The sequence below is a fragment of the Methylomonas subterranea genome (assembly GCF_024505185.1).
Lineage (GTDB): Bacteria > Pseudomonadota > Gammaproteobacteria > Methylococcales > Methylomonadaceae > Methylomonas > Methylomonas subterranea.
On record NZ_JANIBJ010000025.1, the window covers coordinates 55,590 to 73,457 of the forward strand.

At 56.4% G+C, this 17,868-nt stretch carries 16 protein-coding genes; 9 read left to right on the plus strand and 7 right to left on the minus strand.

The window, feature by feature from the left end; all coding sequences use genetic code 11:
- The 3 genes from hemH to dusA are packed head-to-tail and all read right to left on the minus strand — an operon-like array spanning position 1 to position 2,547.
- Entirely contained in the window at positions 1-978 is a 978-nt protein-coding gene (hemH, locus tag NP590_RS13770) for a ferrochelatase (protein ID WP_256603086.1), read from the minus strand.
- 6 nt (positions 979-984) lie between these two features.
- Positions 985-1,530 carry a GTP cyclohydrolase I FolE gene (gene folE / locus NP590_RS13775; RefSeq protein ID WP_256603087.1) on the minus strand — a complete coding sequence of 182 codons (546 nt, stop codon included), beginning with the start codon at positions 1,528-1,530 and terminating at the stop codon, positions 985-987.
- A gap of 39 nt (positions 1,531-1,569) precedes the next feature.
- Positions 1,570-2,547, minus strand: coding sequence for a tRNA dihydrouridine(20/20a) synthase DusA (gene dusA, locus NP590_RS13780; protein WP_256603088.1), 978 nt, complete (start codon positions 2,545-2,547; stop codon positions 1,570-1,572).
- Between the two features lie 629 nt (positions 2,548-3,176).
- On the opposite strand from dusA, the gene NP590_RS13785 reads away from it, so the two are divergent.
- The gene (locus NP590_RS13785; RefSeq protein ID WP_256603089.1) at positions 3,177-4,754 is read left to right on the plus strand and encodes a methyl-accepting chemotaxis protein; all 1,578 of its coding nucleotides are present in this window, start codon (positions 3,177-3,179) and stop codon (positions 4,752-4,754) included.
- Between the two features lie 146 nt (positions 4,755-4,900).
- On the opposite strand, the gene dmeF is transcribed toward NP590_RS13785, so the two are convergent.
- Positions 4,901-5,878 (minus strand): CDF family Co(II)/Ni(II) efflux transporter DmeF, encoded by a 978-nt coding sequence (dmeF, locus tag NP590_RS13790; RefSeq protein WP_256603090.1) that lies wholly within the window; start codon positions 5,876-5,878, stop codon positions 4,901-4,903.
- 393 nt (positions 5,879-6,271) lie between these two features.
- Here dmeF and NP590_RS13795 point away from each other — a divergent pair, with 393 nt between their 5' ends.
- The 6 genes from NP590_RS13795 (at position 6,272) to NP590_RS13820 (ending at position 12,890) form a co-directional block, all read left to right on the plus strand.
- A complete protein-coding gene (locus tag NP590_RS13795) occupies positions 6,272-6,703 on the plus strand; it encodes a YeeE/YedE family protein (protein WP_256603091.1) in 432 nt (143 codons plus the stop codon).
- Positions 6,700-7,116 (plus strand): YeeE/YedE family protein, encoded by a 417-nt coding sequence (locus tag NP590_RS13800; RefSeq protein WP_256603092.1) that lies wholly within the window; start codon positions 6,700-6,702, stop codon positions 7,114-7,116. Before NP590_RS13795 ends, NP590_RS13800 begins: the two co-directional genes overlap by 4 nt.
- A gap of 3 nt (positions 7,117-7,119) precedes the next feature.
- Complete coding sequence (gene xseA, locus NP590_RS13805) at positions 7,120-8,463, plus strand: exodeoxyribonuclease VII large subunit (protein ID WP_256603093.1); 1,344 nt, start codon at positions 7,120-7,122, stop codon at positions 8,461-8,463.
- A 157-nt stretch (positions 8,464-8,620) separates the two neighbouring features.
- A complete protein-coding gene (locus tag NP590_RS13810; RefSeq protein ID WP_256603094.1) occupies positions 8,621-9,925 on the plus strand; it encodes a DUF3422 family protein in 1,305 nt (434 codons plus the stop codon).
- A 387-nt stretch (positions 9,926-10,312) separates the two neighbouring features.
- Entirely contained in the window at positions 10,313-11,125 is an 813-nt protein-coding gene (locus NP590_RS13815) for a formate/nitrite transporter family protein (RefSeq protein WP_256603095.1), read from the plus strand.
- A 46-nt stretch (positions 11,126-11,171) separates the two neighbouring features.
- Entirely contained in the window at positions 11,172-12,890 is a 1,719-nt protein-coding gene (locus NP590_RS13820) for a bifunctional protein-serine/threonine kinase/phosphatase (protein WP_256603096.1), read from the plus strand.
- Positions 12,891-13,120: 230 nt separating this feature from the next.
- Here NP590_RS13820 and NP590_RS13825 read toward each other — a convergent pair whose 3' ends face one another.
- A complete protein-coding gene (locus NP590_RS13825; protein WP_256603097.1) occupies positions 13,121-14,248 on the minus strand; it encodes an HD domain-containing phosphohydrolase in 1,128 nt (375 codons plus the stop codon).
- Positions 14,249-14,499: 251 nt separating this feature from the next.
- On the opposite strand from NP590_RS13825, the gene NP590_RS13830 reads away from it, so the two are divergent.
- Both NP590_RS13830 and NP590_RS13835 read left to right on the plus strand, forming a co-directional pair.
- Positions 14,500-15,063: a protoglobin domain-containing protein gene (locus tag NP590_RS13830; RefSeq protein WP_256603098.1), complete on the plus strand. Its 564-nt coding sequence runs from the start codon at positions 14,500-14,502 to the stop codon at positions 15,061-15,063.
- Between the two features lie 10 nt (positions 15,064-15,073).
- Positions 15,074-15,436 (plus strand): roadblock/LC7 domain-containing protein, encoded by a 363-nt coding sequence (locus NP590_RS13835; RefSeq protein WP_256603099.1) that lies wholly within the window; start codon positions 15,074-15,076, stop codon positions 15,434-15,436.
- Positions 15,437-15,539: 103 nt separating this feature from the next.
- On the opposite strand, the gene NP590_RS13840 is transcribed toward NP590_RS13835, so the two are convergent.
- Positions 15,540-16,091, minus strand: coding sequence for a chemotaxis protein CheW (locus NP590_RS13840; protein ID WP_256603100.1), 552 nt, complete (start codon positions 16,089-16,091; stop codon positions 15,540-15,542).
- Between the two features lie 10 nt (positions 16,092-16,101).
- Positions 16,102-17,868: methyl-accepting chemotaxis protein (locus NP590_RS13845; protein ID WP_256603101.1), on the minus strand; the 1,767-nt coding region annotated here is incomplete at its 5' end.

The following is a 17,868-nucleotide window of genomic DNA, read 5'->3' on the forward strand; positions in this document are numbered from 1 at the left end:
TCAGGTGGCGGATTTTATTAATTCGGCCATCAGCTCGACATGGGCGTCGCAATCGTTCAAGGCCGGAATGTAACGATAACTCTTGCCGCCCGCCGCCATGAAAATCTCTTTATTGGTCATGGCAATCTCTTCCAGGGTTTCCAGGCAATCCACCGCAAACCCCGGACACACTACGTCCACCTGCTTGATATCCTGCTTGGGCAAATCCTGTAACACCTCGACGCAATAAGGTTTCAGCCATTCGGCGCGGCCGAAGCGGGATTGAAACACCAACTGCCAATGCTTGTCGTGCAGACCCAGTTCATCGGCCAACAAGCGGGCCGTGGTCCGGCAATGATTGAAATACGGATCGCCCCACTCGGTCAACTTGGCCGGCAAACCGTGAAAGGACATCACCAACACGGCGGCTTGACCGTGATTGAGCCAATGCTGACGAATCGAATCCGCCACCGCCTTGATATAGGCGGGCTTGTGGTAATAATCGCTGACGAAGCGCAGGGACGGCATATGCCGCCAGGACATGAACTCAGCGGCCACCACATCGAAAATCGACGCGGTGGTGGTGGACGAGTATTGCGGATACAGCGGCAGGATGACGATATCTTCCACCCCCTGTTTTTTGAACTCGCGCAATTTTTCCCGCAAGGCCGGCTTGCCGTAGCGCATCGCGCAATCGACCAGCAGATTCTCGCTACCGTAACGCTTGGCCAGTTTAGCGCTCAGTTGCTGAGTGAAGACGATCAGCGGCGAACCTTTTTCGGTCCAGATAGCTTTATAGGCATGCGCCGATTTGCGCGGACGAAACGGCAGGATAAACAGATTCAGAATCAGCCACCACAAGGGCCGGGGCAGATTGACCACCCGCGGATCGCCGAGAAATTCACCCAAAAACGCCCGGACATCCCGCGTATCGGTACTGGCCGGCGAACCCAAATTGACCAGCAAAACGCCGGTTTTCTTCTCCAGGTTTTCGAACATGGCGGCTTATTTACGATTTATCAGATTCAAAAATTCGGAACGGGTGCTGATCTCCTCGCGAAAAATACCCAACATTACCGAAGTCGTCATCACCGAGTTTTGCTTTTCCACCCCGCGCATCATCATGCACAAATGCTTGGCTTCGATCACCACCGCCACGCCGCGAGCGTCGATGGCGGTTTCCACCGCCGTGGCGATCTGGCGGGTCAATTGCTCCTGGATCTGCAAGCGGCGGCCGTACATATCCACGATCCGCGCCAGCTTGGACAAACCCAGCACCTTGCCCTGCGGCAGGTAACCGATATGGCATTTGCCGATAAAAGGCAACAAATGGTGTTCGCACAGGGAATACAACTCAATGTCCTTGACGATGACCATGTCCTCGGTATCGGCCTGAAAAATCGCCCCGTTCAGCACTTCGTCCAGGGTTTTCTCGTAACCGTTATTCAGAAATTTAAAGGCCTTGGCCGCCCGTTTCGGCGTATCGCGCAAGCCCTCGCGATTGACGTCTTCACCTATTGCTTGAATGATTTTGGAGAAATATTCTTCCATCGCCGACCCCGGGTAAAAAAATGTTGTGAGTATACAGTATCAATCCGTAAATTCTAAGGCGCGCAACAGCACCTGTTCGTCCGCGCCGGGTTTATTGGCGTTCTCGCTGATATGCCGGCGCCAGGCCCTTGCCCCCGCCACGCCGTGAAACAATCCCAGCATATGCCGGGTAATATCGTGCAGGCGCGTGCCTTGCCGCAACTGTTGCCGAACATAGGGCAGCAGGGCCAAAACCAGCTCCCGCCGGGTTCTCGGCGGGCGGCTATCGCCATACAAGCAACTATCCACCTCGCTGAGCAGATACGGGTTGTGATACACCTCGCGCCCCAACATCACCCCGTCGACATGCGTCAACAAGTCGCGCGCCGCATCCAGGCTATTAATGCCACCGTTGATGATAATGTCCAACTCCGGAAAATCCTGTTTCAACTGAAACACCATATCGTAACGCAGGGGCGGAATGTCTCTGTTTTGCTTGGGCGACAGGCCGGACAGCCAGGCCTTGCGGGCATGCACGACAAAGATATCGCAACCGCCGGCCGCCACGACGCTAATGAACCGCGCCAACTCTTCATAGGAATCCCTGTCGTCGATACCTATACGCGACTTTATAGTGACCGGTATCGAAACCGCTTGCCGCATGGCGGCCACGCATGCCGCCACCAACTCGGGTTCCGCCATCAGACAGGCGCCGAAGCGACCGTTTTGTACCCGGTCGCTCGGGCAGCCGACATTCAGGTTCACTTCCGCGTAACCGTAGTGCTGGGCGATTTCGGCGCAACGGGCCAAATCGGCGGGATTGCTGCCGCCCAATTGCAAAGCCACTGGATGCTCTTCCGGGTTGAATTGCAAATGCCGTTGCGGGTTGCCATGCAAAATGGCGCCGGTCGTCACCATTTCGGTATAAAGCAAGGCATGCCTGGACATTAGACGATAAAAATACCGGCAATGCCGGTCGGTCCAATCCAGCATGGGGGCTACGCTGAATAAATGATTGTTTTCTTTATGTTTATACATATTGCAAGATGCTTATTTTTCTTGATTTGGGTTTTAGTGCGGACCTCTCCACAATCCGTACTTACGCATTAATACTCATGAAGGCGGCCGAAATACATGGTATCTAAATTACGGTTGGCAACCACTAATGGTAAAAAGCCCACCCCATCATCGTTACTCTGAAAGTAAAAAATCGAGCGGGTACGGTTGCTTGTTGGACAGGCGTCGGCAGCAAGGATACTGCCGTCGAGCCTACACGGACGTATTTACGGTGTCCTGTCCGGCGAGGAACCGTGCCCAACTGCACTACTTTCATTTGCCGGGGCGATCGCTCGGCCTTCATGAACGTTACATTGTAAGTGGTATGGAAACAGCTTTTATTTTAGCGCCACTTACAATTGCCCAAGCCCTAATGCGATTGCGCGATCGTTTGACAGCAAATTTGCGAGAATGACGTATGTAGCCGGTGACCGCTACAATCTCACTTAATATGCGCCATACGGGGCAATGGTTTGAGGTTGCCTCCGACTTGACAAGTGATCGATGTTTAAAAGAAATTAAAGAAAACGAGATTTTTATACCCTAGCAAAGACTACTTCGACCTTTATACCGCGCGCAATCGCCGATACCGCCACCCAGGAGAGCCGGGAATGAGTTGGTTTACCAATCTGAAAATCAGCCGCAAAATCATGCTGTCCACCAGTTTGCTGATGGTGTTGATCGCCTTGACCGGCGGCGTTGCCTTATATGGCTACAACAACATGCGCGCGGCGCTACGTAGCGTTTATGCCGAAAGAATGGTGCCGTCAATCGATCTGGCCGAAATCAGAAATCTGATGAACAGCAATTTGCGGGAAATTTTGCTCGCCGTGCAGCACGATCCCATTCTTCCGATTGCCAAGGTGCATGAGAGCACACATCACATCAGCAGGCACACAGACACGGTTAAAACCAATATCGGTAAAATCGATAAGCTCTGGCAAACATATACGGCAAACGAACTAACAAGCGAGGAAAAAGCGCTGGCAACCGATTTCGAAACCAAGCGGAAGGCGTTCGTGCGGGAAGGTTTGCTGGTTGCGATTCGCTATCTGGAGGCTGGGGAATACGAAGCCGCCGCCTTGCATACCGTCAAAAACACCTTGCCGCTGTTTCATGCGGCAACGGCGGCCCAGGACAAATTGCTTGAATTTCATAAACAGGCTGCCGAGGCGGAAATGAAGCATGCCGCCGAGATGAACGAACAGTTTATCGAACTGATGATTTTGGTTGGCATTTTCACCGTCCTGGGTTTGCTCGGCGTCCTGTGGATAGCCCGCCGGATAACCGGACCGCTTCAGGAACTGGTGGAAGCGCTTGGCCGCATCGCCGACGGCGATTTGAGCGTAGCCGTCGAGGTGCAAAGCCTGGATGAGGTCGGCCAATTGAGCCAATCGCTGCAGGACATGTTGACGCGTCTGAACGACGTGGTATATCGGGTCCGGGCCAATTCGGACAATCTGTCCAGCGCCTCGCAACAAGTCAGCGCCACCGCGCAGTCGATGAGCCAGATGGCTACCGAGCAGGCCGCCAGCGTGGAGGAAACCACCTCGTCCATCGAACAATTGAATGCCTCGGTGCAACAAAACACCGAAAATGCCCATGTCACCGAGCAGATGGCCACCCGCTCGGCCGGCGAAGCCAAGGACGGCGGCAGCGCGGTTGACGAAACCGTACTCGCGATGAAACACATTGCCAAAAAAATCGGCCAGATAGAGGACATCGCCTACAAGACCAATCTGCTGTCGCTGAACGCGGCCATTGAAGCGGCATCGGCCGGCGAACACGGCAAGGGGTTCGCGGTAGTGGCGGCGGAGGTGCGCAAACTGGCGGAAAGCAGCCGCCTGACCGCCGAGGAAATCAACGAATTGGCCGGCAACAGCGTGGCGATTGCCGAAAAAGCCGGCCGCCTGATTGCCTCCGTGGTACCCAATATCGTCAAGACCTCCGATCTGGTGCAGGAGATCAATGCTGCGTCAAGGGAACAATCCAGCGGCATCAATCAAATCAACGACGCCATGCGGCAACTGGATAAAGCCACCCAGCAAAATGCGGCCAGCGCGGAGCAATTGGCCGCCACAGCGGAGGAATTGAGCGGACAGGCCATTCAACTGCAACAGGCGGTGGCCTTCTTCAAACTCGACGAACACAAGGCCCAAGCCCCGCGCGATCGGCGCGGCCGGATGTAATCCCGCCAAGCCGGACCGAGGGCAAAAGCGAACGGCGGGCCGGAATGCATGCGCTGGAGCGATTGCCAACCCGGCTCGATCACGGGGACTGTTTACGGCAGCCTTTTACAAGCCGCTTGAGATCGGCGGAGAGGGTGAATCATTGCTCAAGCCCCCAAGCCCGCGTCCCGGCATTCCCGGCCCGCACACACATTCACTTCAACGGTGATGTGATTGAGATGCGCGAAATCCGCCAACAAATTTTTGTAGTAAGCCGGCGACTTGGGCGACTGCGTCACCAAACCGATAATCGCCGCGTAATGCGACGGGCTGACGCGCCAAATATGAATATCGCTGACCCGGCAGTCGCCGTCTTCTTCCAGGGTATCCTGAATCGCCCGCAGGTAGTGCCCGTCTATACCCTGATCCAACAACACCGGGCTGGTTTCCTTGATCAAGCCCCAGGCCCATAGCAAAATCACCACCGCTCCGACAAAACCCATAACGGCGTCCAGCCAACTCCAGCCGTAATATTTACCGGCCAAAAGAGCCACGATGGCCAACACCGAAGTCATGGCATCCGCCATCACATGCAGGTAAGCCGCGCGCAAATTATGGTCGTGGTGATGGTGGCCGTGATGATCGTGGTCCGCATCAGGGTGATGGTGTTCGTGATGATGATCATGATGGTGGTGGTCGCTCAACAACAAGGCGCTCAGCAAATTGATCACCAAGCCGGCGACCGCCACCCAGATGGCCTCGTCAAACTGAATGGTCTGCGGCGAGACCAAGCGCTCGGCCGACTCGGCCACCATCATCATCGCCACCATGGCCAGCGCCACCGAACTGGCAAACCCGCCCAACACACCGACCTTGGCGGGGCTGAAGGCAAAAGTCTGATCCTGTTCGTGAATGCGGCTGTAGCGGTAGGCAAATATCGCAATCATAAAGGCCATCACATGGGTAGCCATATGCCAGCCGTCAGCCAGCAAAGCCATGGAATGAAACCGCATGCCGGCCACGATTTCCACCAACATGGTGGTAAAGGTCAACAACAGCACCCATTTGGTGCGCCGCTCGCCCTTACGGTTGATGCGGGCAAAATTATGCGAGTGTTGCCAGTTACTCAATTGATGTTCGTGCATGGTGCTCCTGTTATCCGGGTCATTGCGCGGTAGCCGTGGAGATTTTAACCCAAGCCGCGGCTTCAGCGGACAGCAATCTGAAATCGCGCCGCAAGGGTTATCGAGCCAGCGTAACGTTCATGAAAGCGGGCATCGTCCCGGCCCGCGAACGGCAGGCGTCGCTCCTAGCATGACTTTCAGAGTAACGTTCATGAAGGCCGGGCGATCGCCCCGGCAAATGAAAGTAGTGCAGCTGGGCACGGTTCCTCGCCGGACAGGACGCCGTAAATACGTCCGTGTAGGCTCGACGGCAGCATCCTTGCTGCCGACGCCTGTCCAACAAGCAACCGTACCCGCCCGATTTTTACTTTCAGAGTAAAATAAGCCTCTTTAAAATATTAACGAGTAACGAAATTGCAAAACTTCACTCCCGTGTCCGCCCTGCTGGGCGGTGCGTTGATAGGCCTGAGCGCATTCATATTACTCCGGCTTAACGGCCGTATCGCCGGCATCAGCAGCATCATGAGCGGCGTATTCACGGCCTCCGGCCCAAACCGGCATTGGCGCCTGGCTTTTCTGGCCGGTTTAGTCATGGGCGCGGCGATTTGGCGTGCGTTGGCGGCCGAGCCTTTCGCGCTTCGGCAAGACCATCCGCTATTTCTGCTGGCCGCCGGCGGATTTCTGGTGGGATTCGGCACCCGCATCGGCAACGGCTGTACCAGCGGCCACGGCATCTGCGGCCTGGCCTTGCTGTCTCCCCGCTCCATCGCCGCCACCCTGACCTTCATGGCCAGCGGCATGGCCACCGTCTATCTGCTACGGCACGTGTTGCGGGTCGGCGTATGACTAAAACGATTTCCGCCTTGCTTGCCGGCACGGTTTTCGGCCTGGGTCTGGCTGTCTCGCAAATGCTCGATCCGAATAAAGTACTGGCGTTCCTGGATATCGCCGGCGCCTGGGACCCCAGCTTGGCACTGGTGATGGCCGGCGCGCTGGCGGTGGCGGCGAGCGGATTCCGCTGGACGCTCACACACGAAAAACCCGTTCTGGGCAGCCGCTTTCACCTTAGCCGGAAAACCGCCCTGGACAAACCCCTGCTGGCCGGCGCGGCCCTGTTCGGCGTGGGCTGGGGCATGACGGGATATTGTCCCGGCCCGGCCTTCGCCAGCTTGGCCCTGGGCAACCGGGAAGCCGTCCCGATGCTGATCGGCATTTATGCCGGCTTTCTGGCCGCCGGCCTGCTGCAAGACAAAAATTAGTTTATGAGCACGGCGGAATCCGTCTACAGCGTTTCCCAACTGAATCGCGAAGCCAAACGCCTGCTGGCCGCCCACTTCATGACCGTGCGGGTGGAGGGCGAAGTCTCCAACTTCAGCGCGCCTTCTTCCGGTCATTGGTATTTCAGTCTAAAGGACGCGCGGGCGCAGATTCGCTGCGCCATGTTTCGCGGCCAGCAGCAAGGCCTGGGCTTTAAACCGGGTAACGGCGATCTGGTGGTGGTGAGCGCGCAAGTCAGCCTGTACGAACCGCGCGGCGACTATCAACTGGTGGTCGAACATATGGAGCGGGCCGGCGACGGCGCCTTGCGGCAGGCTTTCGAACGCCTGAAAAACAAACTGCTGGCGGAGGGTCTGTTCGACGACAGCCGCAAGCGGGAAATTCCGCTGATCCCCAGGCAAATCGGCGTCATCACCTCGGCCGGCGGGGCCGCCATCCACGATATTCTAACGGTGTTGCGGCGGCGTTTTCCAGCCGTGCCGGTGCTGATTTACCCGGTAGCCGTGCAAGGCGATGCGGCCCGGTTCGAAATCAGCGCCGCGCTGGAGCAGGCAAATCGACGCGCCGAAGCGGACGTGCTGATTCTGGCCAGGGGCGGCGGCTCCCTGGAAGACTTGTGGGCCTTCAACGAAGAAATGGTGGCTCGGGCCATTGCCGCCAGCCGCATACCGGTAATCAGCGGCATCGGCCATGAAGTGGATTTCAGTATCGCCGACTTTGTGGCGGATTTGCGCGCGCCTACCCCGTCGGCGGCGGCCGAACATGCTGTACCCAACCAAACCGAATGGCTGAGCGGGTTTCAGTTCATGGAAAATCAGCTGCTCGAAAAACTGCGCGGCCAATTGGCGCAACAGCGGCAACGCCTGAGCTGGCTGGATAAATCCCTGCAACGGCAACATCCCGGCGAAAAACTGCAACGCAACGCGCAACGGCTGGACGAACTGGAGTTGCGCCTGCAAAAATCCGCCCGGCGGACCTTGCTGCAAGCTGAACAGCAATTGGCCCTGAACAGCCAAAAGCTGATGCAATTTCAACCCACGGCCAACATTTTTCAACACCGGCGCACGCTGGATTTTTACCGTCAGCGCCTGGAAAAAGCCATGTCGGCAAAACTTTCCAGCTTGAGACAGCGACAGAGCGGCATCGGCCAGACCCTGCACGCCGTCAGCCCGCTAGCGACACTTGAGCGCGGCTATGCCATCGTGAAGCAACAAAGCAGCGGCCGGATCGTCAAATCGGCCGCCGACATCGCCGAAAACGAACTGCTGGAGACCCGGCTGGCCCAGGGCCGCATTGTCAGTTTGGTCAAGAAAGTCATCCCGGATTGAGCCGGAAGTTCGCTTGGCGCGCCCATTGGCCACCGATCGGGCAATGGTATGTTTTCCGGCTACCGGTTTTCATGCCGTCGCGCAGGCGGTAAGATTAGCGCCCCCAGCGCAGATCCACTTGCGCCTGGCCAACCCTCCTAAGCTTACCGGTAATGCCGTGACCACTTTATTTCAAATCCCGCCCAATCATCCGCAACGCTTCGTATTGCATAACGAAGTGCACGCCCGGGCCTCGTCCATCCTGAAATTGCCGGTCCGGGCCAGTTACCTGGCCTTGTCGCTGTCAAACGAGGAAAAATTGCGGGAACGCCGGCATCTTGCCAGCCTGTGCGAACGCTTCGGCGCGGTACCGCCGGAACACGAGGCCGACCATTTCAGCGCCAACTTCGATACGTTTCAAATGAGTTGGGAGCAACATGGCGAGTTCAGCTCCTACACTTTTTACGCCTACGATAGCGTGGCGGAACCGTTTGCCGACCCCGCCCTGACAAAAGTCCCCGTCGACTGGCTGGCGCAAATAAACGGGCAGGTAATAGTGGCCGCCCACGCCAATGTGGTGTCGGCGGCCGATATCGATTATCGGGATGAGGCCGATTTATCGCCGCTGTCGGTCCACTTTGCCGGTAATCCGATTGTGGGTTCCAGAGTAACCGGCGGCGCGGCGGCGGTATTTACCGATTTTCGGATACACGTGGATGGTTTCAGCCGCTTTCTGGTAGTCAATCACGACTTGAGAACCGCGCAGGCGGGGCGCTTGCTGCATAGGCTGTTCGATATCGAAGTCTACCGGGTCATGGCCTTGCTGGCCTTCCCGATTGCCCGCAAATTGTATCCGGAGCTGAAAAAGGCCGACCGGCGGCTGTATAGCATTACCAATTCCATGACCCAGCCGGATAATGACGACGCCAAATTGCTGGATGAATTGACCGCCTTGGCCGCCGAAATCGAAAACCACATATCCAGCCACCAGTTCCGTTTCGCCGCCGCCAGCGCCTATTACCGGCTGGTCGGCCAACGGCTGGAGGACTTGCGCGAAGTGCGTATTCAGGGCATCCAGACCTTGGGCGAGTTTTTGAAGCGGCGCCTGGAACCGGCCATGAACACCTGCAATTCCATATCGCACCGCTACACGCTGATTTCGGAACGGGTCAGCAATGCCAGCCAGCTATTGCGCACCAAGGTCGACATTCTGATCGAAAGGCAAAATCAGGGCCTGCTGTCCTCGATGGCCTTGCGGGCCAAAATGCAGCTGCGCATGCAACAAACCGTGGAAGGCATTTCCATGGTGGCCATCACCTATTATGCCGCCAACCTGATAGGCAAAATCGCCGAAGCCCTGCATAGCCTGGGCTGGCATATCAACGTGGAACTGATCGAAGGCCTGTCCATTCCGTTCATTTTCGTCATCATCGGCATCGGCACCAAGCGAATTCACAAAATCATCGCCAATACCACGGAGTAAAACACGGCAACGGCCGCTCGCACCGCTTCGGTGTAAAAACGACCTATTTAGGTGCAAAACCTGCGGCCGGTTTACCGACCTCTCCGGCCAGACCCTTTAAAACAGCGACATCCGGCGGATTGGCACAATCACTGCTGAAAAATAAAAGCCGATGCAATGACGCATCGCATCTTCCCTTCAACAACGGCGTTGAACGGTCGCGGGTTTTAAACCGGCGGCCCGGAGTTTATTCGTCTGTTGTCCTGTCCCGTTCGGCCATCCAATCTACGAATAAACCGCTTGAGTCCGGGGAAAAAGCCGGCCTGCCGCGCAGGCCGAATCGACCGAATGAGCGTGTTATCGATCCGACACCTGATTCATTGTGTTCCTAATTTTTTAAGGTGAATTATGTCCTATCTGATTCCTTCGGAATTTGTCGCCAAGATGGTGGATGCGGGTGAATCCAAAATCTTCATGTCAACCAGAGATACCTTGATCAGGGCCTACATGGCCGGGGCGATTTTGGCGCTGGCCGCGGTATTTGCGGTATCGATTACCGTCCAGACCGGTTCGCCGATCTTCGGCGCCATTATGTTTCCGGTCGGTTTTTGCATGCTGTATTTATTGGGCTTCGACCTGTTGACCGGCGTCTTCGTATTGACGCCGCTGGCCTGGATAGATAAACGGCCGGGCGTGACCCTGGGCGGCATTCTCAGAAATTGGGGCCTGGTTTTCGTCGGCAATTTTCTCGGCGCCTTGACCGTGGCGGTGATGATGTCGATAGTGTTTACCTACTGTTTTTCCGTGGAACCCGACGCGGTCGGCAAAAAGCTGGCCGGCATCGGCGAGGCTCGTACCCTGGGTTATGCAAAATACGGCATCGCCGGCTGGCTGACAATCTTCATCCGCGGCATGCTATGCAACTGGATGGTATCGACCGGCGTGGTGGGCGCCATGATTTCCACCTCGGTCAGCGGCAAAGTCATCGCCATGTGGATGCCCATCATGCTGTTTTTCGGCATGACTTTCGAGCATTCGGTGGTCAACATGTTTCTGTTTCCCTCCGGCCTGATCATGGGCGGCAATTTCTCGATTGCGGATTATTTCATCTGGAACGAGATTCCCACCGTGTTGGGCAATCTGATCGGCGGCTTGGCCTTTACCGGCTTGACGCTGTATTCCACCCACGTCAGAACCGCGCCCAAGCGCGCCTATGATTAACCGGAACCGTGAAGCATCGGCCGCCACCCCATAAGCGGCCAGTCACATGACCCGTCAATTGAGCGTATCGATCGGCCAGTATTCCGACAAAGGCCGCAAAGCCGTCAACCAGGATTTTCACGGCGCTTATATCCCGCCGCCAGCGCTGCTGGGTTCGAAAGGCATTGCCGTCGCGCTGGCCGACGGCATCAGCAGCAGCGACGTCAGCCACGTCGCCAGTCAAGCGGCGGTGATCGGCTTTCTGGAGGATTATTTTTGCACGTCGGAAGCCTGGTCGGTCAAAAAATCGGCGCAACGGGTTTTAATCGCCACCAACGCCTGGCTATACGCCCAGACCCGACAAAGCCAGTATTGTTACGAAAAAGACAAAGGCTATGTCTGCACCCTAAGCGCTCTGGTGCTCAAATCCGCCAGCGCGCATATTTTCCACGTCGGCGATTCGCGCATTTATCGGCTGCGGAACCGAGAACTGGAACAACTCACCAACGATCACAGACTGTGGATTTCGCACGAAAAAAGTTATCTCAGCCGCGCCATGGGCATGGATTCCCATATTGAAATAGACTATCGAAACCTGAGCCTGGAACAGGGCGATACTTTCATGCTGGCAACCGATGGGGTTTACGAATACGTAGCCCCGCGTTTCGCCGCCGATGCCATCGAACGGTTTGCGCGGAATCCGGACGCCGCCGCCAAAGCCATCGCCGACGAAGCCCACCGGCAAGGCAGCAGCGATAACCTGACGGTTCAGATCGTCACCATCGAAACCTTGCCCGCCCCCGACGCCAAGGAACTCTATCAGTCCCTGACCGAATTACCCTTTCCCCCCGTCCTGGAAGCGCGGATGAATTTCGACGGCTACACCATCACCCGGCAATTGCACGCCAGCAGCCGCAGCCATGTCTATTTGGCGGTCGACCGGGAAAACGGCGCGCCGGTGGTGTTGAAAACACCGTCCATCGCGCTGCGCAACGATCCGGCCTATTTGGAAAGATTTCTGATGGAGGACTGGATCGCCCGCCGCATCGATAGTCCGCATGTGCTGAAACCCTGCGCGCATACCCGCAAGCGCCATTATCTGTATATCGCCACCGAATTCGTCGCCGGCCGCACCCTGAAGCAGTGGATGATAGATCATCCAAAGCCCGATATCGAAACGGTACGCGGCATGGTCCAACAAATCGCCAAGGGCTTGCGAGCCTTTCACCGCCTGGAAATGCTGCACCAGGATTTAAGGCCCGACAATATCATGCTTGACGGCAGCGGCACGCTGAAGATCATCGATTTCGGCTCCACCCGCGTCGCCGGCCTGATCGAAATGAACGCCGGCGGCAGGGATGAGATTCTCGGCACGGCCCAATATACCGCGCCGGAATATTTCCTCGGCGAGCCGCCTTCCCCGCGCTCGGACATGTTTTCGTTGGCGGTCATTACCTATCAAATGTTGACCGGTGCCTTGCCTTACGGCGCCGAAGTCTGCCAATGCAGGACCAAGGCGGCGCAAAACAGGTTGGTTTACAGACCCATGCGGCAATTGAATCCCGCCGTACCGGCCTGGGTCGACGACGCCGTCAGAAAAGCCGCTCACCCCAATCCGTATCGGCGTTACGAAGCCATGTCCGAGTTCATCTTCGACCTGCGCCACCCCAACCCGGCCTTTCTTCGCAAGACTCTCCCGCCGCTATTGGAACGCGACCCGGTCGGGTTCTGGAAGGGTCTTTGCTGCCTTTTGGCGCTGGTCATCATGGCGCTGTTGTTGAAATGACGCGGGCTTTGCGGCCGGGATTTCGGATGGCCGGGGACACTCGCCGGCGTCCGCCCGAGGATGCGCGTAAGTTTGCCTGGGGATGCCGACATAATTCGGGAGGCGGCCCGATAAGGCATGACCAGAGGTGTTAGCGCATCCAAAGCGATTGATTTGCCCGGCCGGTCCATTGCGGCGAGCAGTTTGGTCCGCATCGCGAAAACAAACATGATCGGACAGGCCGAGGCGCGCTAATAAAAATCCTGGTATCGAGCCTGAATGGCTTCAACTTCTTGAACATTGCTCAGGATGGCGGCGACGCAAGCGGCCTCCAATTTGCCGGCGGCTACCATCTTATTAAGTTCATCGCAGGCGTTCAGGGTGGTCCAGACCGGTTTATAGGGCCGTTTGCTGGTGAGGGCGTCGAAAACATCCGCCACGGTGACGATCCTGGCTTCCAGCGGAATCCGGTCGCCTTTTAAACCGTGCGGATAGCCGGAGCCGTCCAGCAGTTCATGATGGTATTTGACGATATTCAACATTAGTTTGGAATCCGCCAAATGCTGGATGGCAAAATCGCCCAGAATCTTCAGCACGATTTCGCAACCCTTTATTACATGAGATTGCATGATCTCGCGCTCGTCTTCATTCAGTTTGCCGGGTTTTAGCAATACGCTGTCCGGTACCCCGATTTTGCCGATATCGTGCAGCGGTGCAAATAAAAACACATGTTCGACGAATTCGTCGCTCAAACCGTAATCCGGCGCAATGGTTTTGGCGATAATTCTCGAATAGCGCGCCATGCGCTCGAGGTGGACACCGGTTTCAAAATCGCGCAAATGCGCGAAATCGCGGGCAATTTTGGCCGACGCCACAATGGAGCGAACCGCGGAAAATTCGTTGGAAATGCTCATGTTGATCAAGCCGGCATATAAGCTTAAATCGCGCTGCACCTCCTTGTTGAATGCAGCCGGCTCAACCGAGTCGAAAAATATGAAGCCGATAAATTCGCCGTTATCGTAAATCGGTATGGTAAAGGACGAGCGATAACCTTGTTGCAACAACCAATTCGAGTGCGGGGTATTCGACTTGATGGCCTCCTGAATTTCGTCGATGACGCGTGGCTCGCCGCTGGCGGCCAGCTTGTAGAGCGACGGGCTGTCGGAGAGCTTGAAGTCGTAAGCGCTAATCGCTTCGCCTTTCCGGGTACTGTTGATAAAGGTTTTCAGCTTGCCGTCCGCCGCATCGTAAATTGCCACCGCGATCCGGTCCATGTTGGGGACGGTAGTCAAAATCCGTTCGTGCAAAACACCCAGTCTTTGGGTAAGCGTGGAATCGTTTTCAAACAGACGGAGCGTGAAGGGCTGCGACAACGGCATAATCACCTATCCATTGATTCAGTTAATAAACTATTCGGTTCGACGTCGAGCCCCGTCTTGCGGGCGAGAAGGTCGGGCTTGGGGCGGGAAAAACCGGCTTCCCATCCGATCATTATGTAATATTTTGATAAGGATTTTTAAATACCGCAAATCCCCCAGAAAAACTGTCTATACTTGGCCGGAAAGCGCACACTCCGCGCGCTAGCCGTGCAGCGCTTCAGCTGTTTTTTGCCTCACCCGAGGGATCACTTATGACACAAGATTTTGAGAAATTGACCGGTTACGCCAAGCAGTTTAGCGGCCTGACCCCGGAGCTGGAAACTCTGTTACAGCAAATCGGCGGCCAAATCAAACCGCGCCTGGCGCAGGTTACCGAAGATTTTTATGGCCAGTTGGCAACGATTCCGCAAGCCGCCGCCTTTCTGGAAGGCCGCATCGATACCCTGAAGGCCGCGCACATGCGCTGGCTGGAAAGCCTGTTCAGCGGCCGGTACGATCAAGCTTATGTTGAATATATGTACAAGGTCGGCAATGTTCACGTAAAAGTCAATTTGCCGGTTGAGTTTATGGCCGGAGCGATGACGCTGATCAACAATCGTCTGATCGGAACGCTGGTCGAAACATACGGCGGCGACCAAGCGCACTTGGCCAAGGTTCTCGAGGCGGTCAGCGCCATCACCGGCATGTCCTTACTCGTCATGCAACAGTCCTACCAAGAAGCGAGTCTTGCCGAAGAATTGGAAAAATTTCTCAAGATTTCAGGCATGAGCCGGACTCTATTCACCAACCTGGCATTAGCCTACAAAGACAAATAGGGGGCAAGACATGCGCGCGCAAATGTTGACATCAATTCTGTCGGAACTGAACGGCTCGTCGGCCGACATCGAAGCCTCCGCCGTCATATCGACGGACGGCCTGACCATGGCCTCCCTGTTACCGGCTTCGTTGGACGAAGACCGGGTCGGCGCGATGAGCGCGGCCATGCTGTCGCTCGGCGACCGCACCGCCAGCGAACTGGCGCGCGGCGAATTGGAACAGGTATTAATCAAGGGCGGCAAGGGTTATGTGTTGATGACCTATGCCGGACGGGAAGGTGTATTGACCGTATTGGCCAAACCCAATGCCAAGCTGGGACTGATTTTCCTTGACGTCAAAAGAGCCGCCGGCAGTATTTCAAGTCTGCTTTAGGCCGGCCTTAAACGAAACTCTCTAAAAGCCGCCGGTTTTTTGAGAGTTTCCATTTATTCGCGACAGCTTCACCTCCGGCGCCGGGATGGAATCGGACCGCCCGTCAGGACAGCTCCATCTCCCCGGCATAAGACTCGGCGGAGTTGCTTAACGCCGCCATCTCAACCACCGACAACACTTTGCCAACATTCAGCAGAATGATGAAACGCTCATTTCTCTTGGCCATGCCGTTGATGAAGTCCGGGCGGATACCCGTACCGAAGCTGGGCGGCGGCTCGATATCCGGCTGCGCGATATCTACCACCTCGTTGACCGCATCGACCATGATGCCGATGTCTTGCAGACCGTCGGCGGCGGTTTCCACTATGATGATGCCGGTGCGTTTTGCGACTTGGGTTTTGCCCTTGCCGAATCGCGCATTCAAATCCACTACCGGCACGACACGGCCGCGCAAATTGATGACGCCGCGCACGAAGTCCGGCATCATCGGCACCTGCGTTAAATTGCCGTAATCGATTATTTCCTTGATGTTCAATATCCCCAAGGCATAAATCTCTTTGGCCAGCACAAAGGTCAGATACTGACCGGCCTTGGCGCCCCCCTTGTCCGCCGGGAGCGCCGGCAATTGATCGCTGCTTGCCGCAATGTCTGCCATGACCCCGCCCCTAAAACGGCTGAAATTGACTTGCATTCACACCACTGCCGCCGCTTCCAATCGGAGATGCCGCTTTACCGAATTTGTCCATTTTTTGCGCGGTTTTGGCGACAAATTGGCCGGGCCCGGTACTGGCGCCATCGCAAATTTTGAAAAAGCCCATCAACGACTTCAACTGCTCGGTTTGAGCGGCCATTTCCTCCGCCGTAGCCGCCAATTCTTCACTGGCCGAAGCATTTTGTTGGGTAATCTGATTCATCTGGGTCATGGCGGTGTTGACTTGCAGCGCCCCCGCCGATTGCTCCTGCGAAGCGGCGGCAATTTCCTGCACCAACTCCGAGGTCTTTGTAATGCTGGGTACGATGGCATCCAATAAATGACCGGCACTTTCCGCGGTTTTGACGCTGCTTTCCGCCAACTGCCCGATTTCCTGCGCCGCCACCTGGCTGCGTTCCGCCAGTTTGCGCACTTCCGCGGCCACCACCGCAAAACCTTTGCCATGGTCGCCCGCCCTGGCGGCCTCGATTGCCGCATTCAGCGCCAACATATTGGTTTGATAAGCAATGTCGTCGATGATGCCTATCTTGCCGGCAATATCCTTCATGGCCGCCACCGTTTGCTTGACCGCCGCGCCGCCCTCGCCGGCTTCCTTGGAAGCCTTGCCGGCCATGCCGTCGGTAACCTTGGCGTTTTCGGCGTTCTGGCCGATACTGGCCGACATTTGCTCAATACTGGCGGTAGTTTCCTCGACACCGGCAGCTTGCTCGGCGGATGCCTGCGACAGTGCTTGCGAGGTAATGGTGATCTGCGTCGATGCACTGTTCAATTGTTCGGCGGCACCGATCACTTCCGCGATGGTTTGCGAAAGCTTGGCAATGGTGTTATTGACCGTATCCTTGAAATCACCCAATTGGCCCTTGTAGTCGCCCGTGACCGTGCGGGTCAGATCGCCGCGCTCCACCAGCGCCAACACTTCGACGACTTCATTGATCGGCAGAATCACGCCATCCAGCGTATCGTTGACGCCCTGCACAATTTTACGAAAATCGCCCTGGTGCTTGCTCGCATCCGCGCGAGTCGCCAAACGGCCTTCGACGGCGGCTTTTGCCAGCATATCGGCGTCGGTAACCAGCGCTTGGATATTGCGTTTCAACAGCATCAACCATTCGTGGATTTGGTCGTCATTGGACGCTTTCGCCATTTCCGCCGTCATATCGCCATTGGCAATTTTGGTAACGTAGGTTATCAGATCGGATAGCCAGCCATGCACACCGTTTACGGCCTGCTTCATTTTGTCGTGATCGCCGCGGCAGTCGATCTCCACCCGTTGCCGCAGACCACCTCCACGAATCAGCGTCAGAATCCGGTTGCCTTCGCCGATAGGCAGCAATATGGCGTCCAGCATTTCGTTGACGCCGGCGATGACGTCGGCATAGGCACCATGGAACTGTTCCGGTTTGCCGCGTTCGGACAGTTGGCCGTCCCTGGATGCCGAGGTCAGACGCTGTAGTTCCTTCTGCAAGCCCTGCAAGGTGACGGCAACATTGTTGACCGCCTGCTTCATGTTCTCGTGGTCGCCCTTGTAGGTCTGCGTGATCAGCTCGTCGATTTTGCCGGCGGAAATCCGCGCCAGAATCCGATTGCCCTCGCCTATCGGCAACAGGATGGCGTCCAGCATTTCGTTGACGCCGGCGATGACGTCGGCATAGGCGCCCTGAAACTGTTCCGGTTTGCCGCGTTCGGACAGCTGGCCGTCCCTGGATGCCGAGGTCAGGCG

What these genes read in the sequence shown, in the direction of transcription:
- hemH (WP_256603086.1), bottom strand. Translation starts at nt 978, where the DNA reads ATGTTCGAAAACCTGGAGAAGAAAACCGGCGTTTTGCTGGTCAATTTG.
- folE (WP_256603087.1), bottom strand. Translation starts at nt 1,530, where the DNA reads ATGGAAGAATATTTCTCCAAAATCATTCAAGCAATAGGTGAAGACGTC.
- dusA (WP_256603088.1), bottom strand. Translation starts at nt 2,547, where the DNA reads ATGTATAAACATAAAGAAAACAATCATTTATTCAGCGTAGCCCCCATG.
- NP590_RS13785 (WP_256603089.1), top strand. Translation starts at nt 3,177, where the DNA reads ATGAGTTGGTTTACCAATCTGAAAATCAGCCGCAAAATCATGCTGTCC.
- dmeF (WP_256603090.1), bottom strand. Translation starts at nt 5,878, where the DNA reads ATGCACGAACATCAATTGAGTAACTGGCAACACTCGCATAATTTTGCC.
- NP590_RS13800 (WP_256603092.1), top strand. Translation starts at nt 6,700, where the DNA reads ATGACTAAAACGATTTCCGCCTTGCTTGCCGGCACGGTTTTCGGCCTG.
- xseA (WP_256603093.1), top strand. Translation starts at nt 7,120, where the DNA reads ATGAGCACGGCGGAATCCGTCTACAGCGTTTCCCAACTGAATCGCGAA.
- NP590_RS13815 (WP_256603095.1), top strand. Translation starts at nt 10,313, where the DNA reads ATGTCCTATCTGATTCCTTCGGAATTTGTCGCCAAGATGGTGGATGCG.
- NP590_RS13820 (WP_256603096.1), top strand. Translation starts at nt 11,172, where the DNA reads ATGACCCGTCAATTGAGCGTATCGATCGGCCAGTATTCCGACAAAGGC.
- NP590_RS13825 (WP_256603097.1), bottom strand. Translation starts at nt 14,248, where the DNA reads ATGCCGTTGTCGCAGCCCTTCACGCTCCGTCTGTTTGAAAACGATTCC.
- NP590_RS13830 (WP_256603098.1), top strand. Translation starts at nt 14,500, where the DNA reads ATGACACAAGATTTTGAGAAATTGACCGGTTACGCCAAGCAGTTTAGC.
- NP590_RS13835 (WP_256603099.1), top strand. Translation starts at nt 15,074, where the DNA reads ATGCGCGCGCAAATGTTGACATCAATTCTGTCGGAACTGAACGGCTCG.
- NP590_RS13840 (WP_256603100.1), bottom strand. Translation starts at nt 16,091, where the DNA reads ATGGCAGACATTGCGGCAAGCAGCGATCAATTGCCGGCGCTCCCGGCG.